Below are 7,680 nucleotides of genomic sequence, written 5' to 3'. Positions count from 1 at the left end.
CGGGTATTGGGTATCAATCACCGATTTCGGTGGAAATGATCGGTTAGATGATGTCCACTTTTTACAGGCAAGATCACGCGCTAAAGCACGCCCCTTATGTCAAACGTTAGCCATATCAATAGGAGAGCACATAGGAGTGAGCAAAATCAGCCCCGCAGCAACCAAATTACGCAAGTAGTAAACGTTGTGACCGGAAGAGATTTGGGGTCTTCGAAAACCCCTAGCAAGAGAATTACAAACATTAAACCAGCCAATACTGAGCAAAAGGAGGGCCGTAGCCATGAGAAATATTGTCATTAAAGTGAAAGTCAATCTGGAAGTAAAGGGGGCTGCTGGGGTACTGTGCTTGCTACTGGGTGTGTGTGGCGTACACCATGCTCAACCCTATGTGCTTTTAAACAATGTCTAACCCATCCATCAAGAGGGACTGGCGAAAGCAATCTTCGATGAACCAATTTTCAATAACGAGGGTTGAGCCACCATTGTCGCCAGCCCCTTATGTCAAACGTTATTAGGCCACAAATGGACTCAATACGGTTTCGTCAACTGAGGAAGCGCGACTACCGCGACCCGAAAGATTTCTTAAAGAGGCTGCGGTCTGCGGAGCTGGTTCTCAAGCAAGTCGAAGACGAAAAGGTTCGACGTTTGCGCACACAGGGATTGAAGGAGTGGCGCGAAACTCGTGTAGCCGCACTCTTCTGTCACGGCTATGGGGAGAGGATCGGTCAGAAGATCTTTTTCTCAAAGGGAGAGTTCGAGGACGCGGACTGCGTGGCGTTTTGGGCGAACGGCGAAGAAATGCATTTTGCTCCAGTTCAAATCAAGGAGGTCGCGCCCAAGGACCTAAACAGCAAGGCCGAGTTACAAGACGTATTGAACTCACTTGGAAAGTACTCGGGAACGAATGACCTAACGGTTATCATCCACTTAAACCAGCAAGTTCGGTTCAATCCCCATGAACTAGCAATACCACCCAGCCTGAACATTTCCGCGCTTTGGCTACTAGCGTGTGTATCTCCAGACCAGTCAAAATGGGCCATATGGGGAAACTATCTTGACACGCCAGAGAAAAGTGAATTCCTCTACCCAACGTGAGCATTTCGGCTCGTACGCGTGGGCAACGAGTTGCCCACCCTACAGACTGGCAGTCGAGCAGCCCACGTAGGGCGTACCCATACACGGTACGCCGCATATTGTGGTGATGCAGAATAAAAAGCAACAATCACCTACCAAGGTTAATGAATCACCACCCCCCAAGGTAAACTCCCCACTGCAATATCCTTAAGCTTGGCATTGGTTTGGGTATCAATCACTGAGACATTATTACTGCGACCGTTGGCGACATAGAGTTTTTTGCCGTCCGGCGTGAGAGCCATATTCCAAGGGCGTTGGCCGACAGGGATGGTGGCGATGACTTCGCGGGTGGCGGTATCGATCACGCTGAGGTTGTGGTCGCCGCCATTGCTGACATAAATACGGCTGCCATCGGCATTGACCTTAACGCCGTTGGAGCGCAGGCCGACCTTGATATTGGCTTGCACTTTCCAGTCGGCGGTGGAGACGATCTCTAGCAGGCTGGCGGCTTCATTTGCCACATAAGCCCATTTGCCATCGGGGCTAAAACCGACGCCGCGCGGGTGTTTGGTGGATGCGATCAGGTGTTCTGACTTGAGCGTGTTGAGGTTAATCACATCGACATTGTTGCTTTCTTCATTGCTGGCAAGCAGCCATTGCTGGTCGGGTGAAAATACGCAATGCTCGGGGTTTTTGCCCTGGGTTTTGATGGTGTGTTTGAGCTTGTTGGTTTGCAGGTCTACCAGCGAGACCGCGTTTTCTTCTTCCAGGCAGGCGGCCAGCAACTTGCCGTCGGGTGAAATATCAATGCCTTCTGGTTCGTCGCCGACTTTGATCAGGGCAGTTTGTTTGCCCAGCTTGGTGTCTACCACCGAGACGGCGTTTTTATCGCGCACAACGACGTAGAGTTTTTGATTGCTGGGATGTATGGCAGCAGCCTGCACTTTTTTGCCGAGCTTGCCTTTTTTGGGCAGGGTGTTGATGACTTCGTCGGTGCTGGTGTCAATCACTGAAACCGTGCCGTCTTTTTCGTTAGGCACATAAGCGAGCGGTTGGGCGCTGAGAGTGAGGCTGGCTAGCAGGCCTGCGGTGAGGGTCAACAATCGAGCGTATTGCATAGAGCATCCTTAAAAAAAGTCGGCCAGTTGCTGCAACAACTGGCCAGAACATGGAGATATACTTTATGCAAATCAATTAAATTTGAAATTTAAATGACCATTGCATATTAAGCACTTAAAATCCTTGGCAATAGCGTCATGCTTCCCGATTTAACCGGGATAAACTCCCGACGCTATACTCATTCGCTAGCCTCAAACACAAATCCACCAAAGGCGCGCGGCTGTGCCCCAACCTTGACCTGTCGCGGCGAGTCCAGCCGTTGCCCGTCAATGACGGCTATGACATTTTCCATCCAGCTGGTGACCACCAGCTGTTGTTGCTGGCGGTCAAAGGCAATGCCTTCGGGCGTGCCGGGGACGCGGATTTTAGCCAGCGGTTGCTGGCTGGCGAGGTCGATCACGCTAACGCTATCTTCGCCGGTGTTGGTGACAAACAAGCGCTGCCCCTGCGGGTCTGTGGTGACACAGTAAGGATGTCTACCAACAGCGAGCGTAGCCGAAACGCGCTGGTTACGCGTGTCTACCACGCTGACCGAGTTAGAGTACACATTCACCACATACAACTGCTTACCATCTGGGCTCAACCCCAAACCAAATGGGTGCTGGCCAACTGTAATTCTGCCCAACTGTTTATTCGTGCGGGTATCCACCACACTCACATCATTACTGTCGCGATTAGCCACGTAGAGCGTCTGTCCATCGCGACTCAATTGCAAGCCGCCAGGTGCCTGCCCCACTTCTATGCTCGCCAGCACTTGCCCGCGCACGGGCTCAACCACCAGCAAACGATTGTGATACCAGTCAGCCACATACAGGCGGTCGCCCGCTTGATTAATCGCCAGCCCCACTGGGGCAATAGGTAGCGAGAGTGTCTGTACCACTTGCTGACGGGTGATATCAATCACCGAAATAGAGCGGCCATCGACATTGCTCACATACACTTTTTTCTGTTGGGGATGGATGGCAACGCCCACCGGCGACTGCCCCACCGGAATGGTTTTGATCACCTGCAATTGACGCAAGTCGACCACCGACACCGTGTGTTCGCCCTGATTGGTGATATACGCAACATCCGCCGCCTGTACGCCCAGCGCAAAGCAAAGGCTGAGCATGGTCCATAGCGTTTTTAGCGGCAGATGCCTGCGCACACCCATCGTCCTCATACAGGCGTTACGATAGCGCGATGCGCGCTTTAAGCATTGAGACCGGTTCCCGCAAATTGGCAGGAATTTTTCATGATGCTTGCTGGGAGGCTTGTTGGGAGAAATGTTCATTGATGGCGTGCATATCCAGCGCCTGCCACATTTGCAGATGGTGCTTGAGCTCGTGCGCCTGCATGGCGCCCCTGACCATATCAATAATAACGCGATCACGCACTATCATCATTGCAGGCACCTGTGTTACCTGAAAGTTGGCAACCAGCTCAGTCGCCGCATCAACATCGGCCACCGCAAAGGCGATGTGCGGATGCTGGGCGGCAACGGCGGCCAGCACGGGGGCAAAGGTCTGGCAAGGCTCACACCATTCGGCCGTGAACAGTACCACGGCGAGCGGATGCGCCTGCACCCACGCATTGAATTGCGCCTGGCTTGCCAGTGTCTGCACCACGGCAGCGGCTTGGGTAGATGCCAGATTGGATTGCGAATCGGAAGGGCTGGTTGTTTGCATACGAGATTCCTAAGGATGCGCCTGCTCGGGCAGGCGTTTAATGGTACTGAGTGTCCAGTGTTGCGGGCCAGCGATGCTTTGTGAGCACCCCAACTCCTGGCTGGAGTGTTCGACAGTGAGTTGATGGCGGGTATGGTCTGCGGTCTGCACCTGCATAAACCAGCGGTCCACCCACACCTCCAGTCCGGCTGGGGCAGCGCGCTGGCCGCTGTCAGTCAGCGCCAGCGTGATCAGTTTGCCGCCATGCGCCAGGCATAACGAGTCATCCGTCTCTTCGAGTATCACCCATGTTGCCTCATTGCTGGCGACACCCTCTTCCGCCCTGGCGGGCAGACTGGCTGTGACCAAAACACAAGCTACGGCTGGCAACATCATCGTTGCCCACTGGGCCAGGAGACTGACCACTGAAGAGATACACAGCCATCCAGACTGCCGGGATAACCCTAAGTGTTTACTCACCATGACATGCCTCGCTGAATCCAAACAATCAACACGGCGGAGCTCAATTTATGCACACAGGCTGGAACCCATGCGTTTAAACAAAGGGCGCAAGCTGGCGCAGAGTTTTTGGCGCCAACCCTGGGTGTTTGCCGCTGCATTCTGGCGGCCTTCTTTCAGCCCTTGCAAACCGGCTTTGACAAAGGCGTCTACCGCATTTTTGGCGGATTCATCATCCTGGCCTGCAGGTGGTTCATTGCCAGTAAAGGCGCGGTAATAACGGGCACTCCAGATCACTTTGGCGTTGCTGCCATCAGCAGCAACTTTGATTTTGCCGTTCAAAGAACTCACAGGCAGCGCTTCCAGATCAATGTCGCCAAACAGACGATAAGACACGGTCATGTCTGCCGCAGACACTTCGTCGATTTCCTGCATCAATTGCTTGCCGTTTTTCAGGGTCAGCTTTTGCTGGGTGTCATTCACAGGCTCGCAAGCCGTGACTTGCGGATGCCATTGCGCCAGACTGCATGGGCTGCTGACACGTTTCCATACCGCGTCAGCCGATGCGTTGACCTGAATGGATTCATCCGTTTTTTGCGGCGTAGGCCCGTGTGCCCAAGCTTGCACACTTAACAACATCATCATTCCGCATAAAGACCACTTCATAACACACTACTCCTTCTTGAAAAATCGTTTAAACATTTGTCGCATGCCAAGCAGCCAAGGGCTATCGGCAAACGTGAGCCCCATAAACATGAGCCACAATAGGCAGGCAGGCACTGCCAGCCAGGGCCGCAAATCCGTCTTGGCCCAGCGCCAGGCCGTCATGCCCAAGCCGGTCGCCCAGTCACCACTTTGTGCCACATGCTCCAGCCTGGCGTAATGCAAACCGGTCTCGACCGACAGACGCTGCAAGTTTTTTTCATCCAGCGCAGATAAATGGGCATTACTTAAGAGTTCGTTCCCTGGCCCATGTCCGGAATTGCGGTCATGTTGCCCCTGCTCCATGGCCAGCACTGACAGCGTTTCGGCCATGCCAAAGTTGCCAAACCGTTGAACCTCTTCCTGCTCCCAATAGCCGGCTACGGCATTTTTCTCGTCCAGTTTGGGGATCTTGCTCGGTGTGGGCTTGCCCATGCCCACCAGGTAGCCTTGCACCTCACCAGGTTTGCCTGCAAATTTGGGCATGTATTGCGGATTGGCCGGCGGCGCTTGCTGGCCATCGGTAAAAAACAGCACGCGCATCTGTTTGCCCAACAACGGCGCTTGTTCCAGCGCGTGATAAAGGCCATGTGCAATAAACGAATCCGCCGCCCACGCCATGCGCCAATCCATGCTGGCCACGGTATGATCCAGCGCAGCAAAATGGCTGCACACCTCCACCGGCTTCACCACATTCACCGTATTTCGCTCGGTAAACATGCCCAGCGCCACGCGTGAACCACACGGCAGCACAGACAAGGTTTTGCGTATGCTTTGCTTGGCCATCTCCAGGCGGCTGACACTTTTCCCATTCAGCTGATAGTCGGGCACATTCATGCTTTGTGTGATATCCACCACAAAGTACCAGTCATACACGCGGTTGGGTAAGGTCAGTTGCGGGTGAAAAAGCGTGAGTGTGAGCAACAGCGCCAGCAGCCACAGGCAGCGCTTGCGCAACACCAGCCCGCGCGATGCCAGCGCGTTTTCAGGATTGCCAACGAGCAAAGCCCTGAGTTGTTTAAACCCTGCCATCATCAGGGCATGCCTCTCGGATTGCCAGGCATGGCAGGCCAGCCACTGGGTTGCTCTTCGGCTTTAATCTGCTCGTCTTCGTACTGTTGCGGTCCATTCATGCCATGCGTGGTCGGCGCCAGCCTGAGGGCCAGATGGTAGTTGTACTTCACCTCGGACCAGTCTGGCTCAATGCGCAAGGCTTTCTGGTAGCTCTCTTTGGCCAGTGCCACCAGTGGCCCCGCCTCATCCCAGGCAGGCAAGCCACGTTGTTCGAGCAAGCGGATCGCGGTGCGCAAATACACATTACCCGAGTTGAAATAGGCCTGTTTACGCAAAGGCTGGTCGTCGGTGGTGCTGGCAATGACGGCAGCATATTGCGCCAAGGCCTGGTCAGATTTGAGTTGATCGTCATAAAACACTGCATTGGCAAACAAGGCCTGCGGCGTCTGGTTGGCACCGAGCAAACGGTCCTTGATCAGCACATGCGGCTGCAGGCTATGCCTGTAAACAGTGGATTGATAGAGCGCGATGCCCTGACGCGCCAGCATCACCAGTGATAGCAGAACCAGCAGCGCTGCCCACAGGCCACCGCGGCGCAAATGATTGATCCATTGTCTTTTTGTGTTGGGATAACTCATGTTTGCCACCGTGTTAACTCCAGTTGTAGCATCGCGATTAATAGCAAGGCTGCCAGCCAGGCCAGGCCATAGGCGTATTGGCTCAAGTCTTGCCGTGCAATCGGTTCCAGGTAACGGGTTGGTTTGTTTTTAAGCTTGGCGATATCGCGCACGGCCGCCATCACCGCCTGCGGATTTTCTGCCTCATACACGTGATAAGGCACATTCAGCGTCTGGAAATAGTCATGCAAGGCCACCTCGGGATAGGCGTCAATATTCTCGCCTTCGGCCAGGCTTTGCTTGAGGGTGACGCCGTTTTCAGAGCGCAGGTAAATCCAGTACAAGGACGCCTGCTGCCGCATAAACATGGCTCGCAGCATGTCCTGGGTTTTGCCATCCAGGTGCGCACCGCCATCCGAGACCAGCACAATGGCACGCGCGCCGGTCACCGGCTGGTCGGCAAAATAATCCAGCGCCATACCGAGCCCCCGTGCCACCGCCGTAAAGCCCATGCCACCGGCTTCGGTCGCGTCGAGTGCGGCTTGCACAAACGCCCGGTCATTACCCAAAGGCGCCGCCAGAATCGGGGAGGTACTAAAGGTCACCATGCCCATCAGATCTTCATGGCCCTGCTTGACCAATGACTTCAACACCTCACGCGCCACCTGCATTTTCGGTTGCCGCGCCTGGGCATCGCCTTTGTTCACAAACGGCTCGTTCATGCTGGCGCTGCGGTCCAGCACAATCATCACATGTGCGCCGCGGCCGATCTTTTCGATGGATTGCGATTTAAGGAACGGGCCACTCAAGGCAATGGCCAGTGCCAGCAGCAAAGTACTTAAACTAATTTTCCAGCTACGTTCCAGCCAGACAGAGAGCGGGTCTTCGGGCAAACCTTGCAAGGCCGGATGCTTGAAATGCCGTTGACCACGCAGGCACCAGGGCAATACGGCCAATGGCAGCAGTAGTAATGGCCATAACTGTGTGAGCCCCCAGGTCTCGCCCCAGCCTGACGCGTTAATCAGGGATTGCTCCCAGGCCTGCCACAT

At 54.5% G+C, this 7,680-nt stretch carries 10 protein-coding genes; 2 read left to right on the top strand and 8 right to left on the bottom strand.

From position 1 onward, the window contains the following. The first annotated feature begins 280 nt into the window (after window positions 1–280). Window positions 281–409 (top strand): hypothetical protein, encoded by a 129-nt coding sequence (locus ACT53C_RS14235; protein WP_255521176.1) that lies wholly within the window; start codon window positions 281–283, stop codon window positions 407–409. An 89-nt stretch (window positions 410–498) separates the two neighbouring features. Beyond that, window positions 499–1,095 (top strand): hypothetical protein, encoded by a 597-nt coding sequence (locus tag ACT53C_RS14230; protein ID WP_194747371.1) that lies wholly within the window; start codon window positions 499–501, stop codon window positions 1,093–1,095. Window positions 1,096–1,235: 140 nt separating this feature from the next. Here the strand turns inward: ACT53C_RS14230 and ACT53C_RS14225 are convergent, their stop codons facing one another. The 8 genes from ACT53C_RS14225 to ACT53C_RS14190 form a co-directional block, all read right to left on the bottom strand. After that, window positions 1,236–2,192 (bottom strand): beta-propeller fold lactonase family protein, encoded by a 957-nt coding sequence (locus ACT53C_RS14225; protein WP_476147025.1) that lies wholly within the window; start codon window positions 2,190–2,192, stop codon window positions 1,236–1,238. 179 nt (window positions 2,193–2,371) lie between these two features. Continuing rightward, entirely contained in the window at window positions 2,372–3,340 is a 969-nt protein-coding gene (locus tag ACT53C_RS14220) for a YVTN family beta-propeller repeat protein (protein ID WP_476147023.1), read from the bottom strand. 85 nt (window positions 3,341–3,425) lie between these two features. Continuing rightward, window positions 3,426–3,860 carry a thioredoxin family protein gene (locus ACT53C_RS14215; RefSeq protein WP_476147021.1) on the bottom strand — a complete coding sequence of 145 codons (435 nt, stop codon included), beginning with the start codon at window positions 3,858–3,860 and terminating at the stop codon, window positions 3,426–3,428. Window positions 3,861–3,869: 9 nt separating this feature from the next. Then, window positions 3,870–4,322, bottom strand: a complete 453-nt coding sequence (locus ACT53C_RS14210; protein ID WP_476147019.1) for a hypothetical protein — start codon at window positions 4,320–4,322, stop codon at window positions 3,870–3,872. A 45-nt stretch (window positions 4,323–4,367) separates the two neighbouring features. After that, window positions 4,368–4,964 carry an SRPBCC family protein gene (locus tag ACT53C_RS14205; protein ID WP_476147017.1) on the bottom strand — a complete coding sequence of 199 codons (597 nt, stop codon included), beginning with the start codon at window positions 4,962–4,964 and terminating at the stop codon, window positions 4,368–4,370. 6 nt (window positions 4,965–4,970) lie between these two features. Further along, on the bottom strand, window positions 4,971–6,035 hold the full coding sequence (locus ACT53C_RS14200) for a vWA domain-containing protein (protein ID WP_476147015.1): 1,065 nt from the start codon (window positions 6,033–6,035) through the stop codon (window positions 4,971–4,973). Further along, window positions 6,035–6,652 carry a hypothetical protein gene (locus ACT53C_RS14195; RefSeq protein WP_476147013.1) on the bottom strand — a complete coding sequence of 206 codons (618 nt, stop codon included), beginning with the start codon at window positions 6,650–6,652 and terminating at the stop codon, window positions 6,035–6,037. The genes ACT53C_RS14200 and ACT53C_RS14195 overlap by 1 nt, the downstream gene beginning before the upstream one ends. After that, a complete protein-coding gene (locus ACT53C_RS14190; RefSeq protein WP_476147011.1) occupies window positions 6,649–7,680 on the bottom strand; it encodes a vWA domain-containing protein in 1,032 nt (343 codons plus the stop codon). The genes ACT53C_RS14195 and ACT53C_RS14190 overlap by 4 nt, the downstream gene beginning before the upstream one ends.

The sequence above is a fragment of the Methylophilus sp. DMC14 genome (genome assembly GCF_056314085.1).
Note: the sequence above shows the minus strand (reverse complement) of the source record. Positions and strands in the feature narration are given on the sequence as shown.

Bases quoted from the DNA above. Each gene is read 5' to 3' on its own strand.
- ACT53C_RS14235 (WP_255521176.1), top strand. From the start codon at position 281: ATGAGAAATATTGTCATTAAAGTGAAAGTCAATCTGGAAGTAAAGGGG.
- ACT53C_RS14230 (WP_194747371.1), top strand. From the start codon at position 499: ATGTCAAACGTTATTAGGCCACAAATGGACTCAATACGGTTTCGTCAA.
- ACT53C_RS14225 (WP_476147025.1), bottom strand. From the start codon at position 2,192: ATGCAATACGCTCGATTGTTGACCCTCACCGCAGGCCTGCTAGCCAGC.
- ACT53C_RS14215 (WP_476147021.1), bottom strand. From the start codon at position 3,860: ATGCAAACAACCAGCCCTTCCGATTCGCAATCCAATCTGGCATCTACC.
- ACT53C_RS14210 (WP_476147019.1), bottom strand. From the start codon at position 4,322: ATGGTGAGTAAACACTTAGGGTTATCCCGGCAGTCTGGATGGCTGTGT.
- ACT53C_RS14205 (WP_476147017.1), bottom strand. From the start codon at position 4,964: ATGAAGTGGTCTTTATGCGGAATGATGATGTTGTTAAGTGTGCAAGCT.
- ACT53C_RS14200 (WP_476147015.1), bottom strand. From the start codon at position 6,035: ATGATGGCAGGGTTTAAACAACTCAGGGCTTTGCTCGTTGGCAATCCT.
- ACT53C_RS14195 (WP_476147013.1), bottom strand. From the start codon at position 6,652: ATGAGTTATCCCAACACAAAAAGACAATGGATCAATCATTTGCGCCGC.
- ACT53C_RS14190 (WP_476147011.1), bottom strand. From the start codon at position 7,680: ATGTGGCAGGCCTGGGAGCAATCCCTGATTAACGCGTCAGGCTGGGGC.